The sequence below is a fragment of the Neisseria sp. P0008.S010 genome, assembly GCF_051962715.1.
Taxonomy (GTDB): Bacteria; Pseudomonadota; Gammaproteobacteria; order Burkholderiales; family Neisseriaceae; genus Neisseria; species Neisseria elongata.
Genome location: NZ_JBQCVA010000109.1, coordinates 1 through 1,200 on the forward strand (window position 1 = coordinate 1; position 1,200 = coordinate 1,200).

Here is a 1,200-nt window from a genome sequence, read left to right on the forward strand (position 1 = left end):
TTTTCGCTCAACGTCAATGCAGCAGCAGTCATCCTCGGCAAACTCTTTCCATGCCGCTTCAACCTCGCGGGAAAAGGCACGGGCTTCTTCCTCCCCGATGCCCAGATAGCGCCAGCTTGGGCGATGACTGAGCCGGAAAAAAGACCCGACGATATGATCCTGATGCAGCTGGATGGCGTTGGCGGCATAGCCGTTATTGCGTACCAGATCGTCTGCGCGGGCATTGCCACGGGTAAAGTTGGGCAACAGGGCTGCATCCACACTTTCACTCGGTGGGTTCCACGACCGCAACTGCCCTCCAAATCCGCTGCCACCGCCGTGATAACCGGCATATTCGCGCAGCGATGTCATGCCGTCCGGCCCCAGAAGGGTGGGAATGGTGGGCGTTTTCATACATAAAATCCTGCAGGTCCCCTGCGTCGCTGTGTCATGCCGGTCTGCACTTCCAGCTCTGCAATATATTTTTTCAGGTCAGACACGGAAGTGGCCGTAAACTCCACCCTTCGTCCGTCTTTCTGTACTGTTGCCACCCGTTTACCTGTCATCAGGTCATGCAGTGCCGCACGGGCAGCGGCAAGTTCTTCCTGTCGCGTCATTCATCCTCTCCGGATAAGGCACGGGCGTAATCTGCCAGTGTTTTCTTGTTGGTTGCTGCACCATCCTCTTCCTGCAGGCTCGCCAGCAGCGCACTGAGATCCAGCTGCCAGCGGGAAATACTGATGCGCAGCGCCGCCAGCGCATAAACGAAGCAGTCGAGTGCCTCATTGCGTCGCTTTTTGCTGTCCCACAGTATTTTTTTCCTGCCATCCACCCATTTTTCGACCTGCTCTTCAGCAGTCAGCTGCTGCGCTTCGGTCAGATCAAAAATATCCGGGTTATTCGGGAAGTGAACGGCACCGGGAAGCGGTTCATCCCCTTCCGGCGTCAGTGTGAAGCGGTTATAAATCTGCTCTTTCGCGGTATCCGTACCGATTTCGGTAAGGTAAACCCCGTTTTTGTTTCGCTTACGTGGCATGCTGGCCACCGGCTTTCCGTAGACGGATGCCCCTTTAATGGGGATCACCCGGAACAGCCCATGTTTTTTCGAGCGTTCATACACAATGGTCGGGTCAATCCCGCCAGTATCCCAGCAGATACGGGATATCGACATTTCTGCACCATTCCGGCGGGTATAGGTTTTATTGATGGCCTCATCCACAC

3 protein-coding genes are annotated in these 1,200 nt (G+C 55.3%); all 3 read right to left on the reverse strand.

The window, feature by feature from the left end; translation table 11 throughout:
* Positions 1-393: phage portal protein (locus ACTHSL_RS12655; RefSeq protein ID WP_440381662.1), on the reverse strand; the 393-nt coding region annotated here is incomplete at its 3' end.
* Positions 390-596: a phage head-tail joining protein gene (locus ACTHSL_RS12660; protein WP_000198149.1), complete on the reverse strand. Its 207-nt coding sequence runs from the start codon at positions 594-596 to the stop codon at positions 390-392. The genes ACTHSL_RS12655 and ACTHSL_RS12660, both read right to left, overlap by 4 nt.
* A partial coding sequence (locus ACTHSL_RS12665) for a terminase gpA endonuclease subunit (RefSeq protein ID WP_263883579.1) occupies positions 593-1,200 on the reverse strand: 608 nt, incomplete at its 5' end. The genes ACTHSL_RS12660 and ACTHSL_RS12665, both read right to left, overlap by 4 nt.

Excerpts from the sequence above, each read along its gene's own strand:
- ACTHSL_RS12660 (WP_000198149.1), bottom strand. The coding sequence starts at position 596 with ATGACGCGACAGGAAGAACTTGCCGCTGCCCGTGCGGCACTGCATGAC.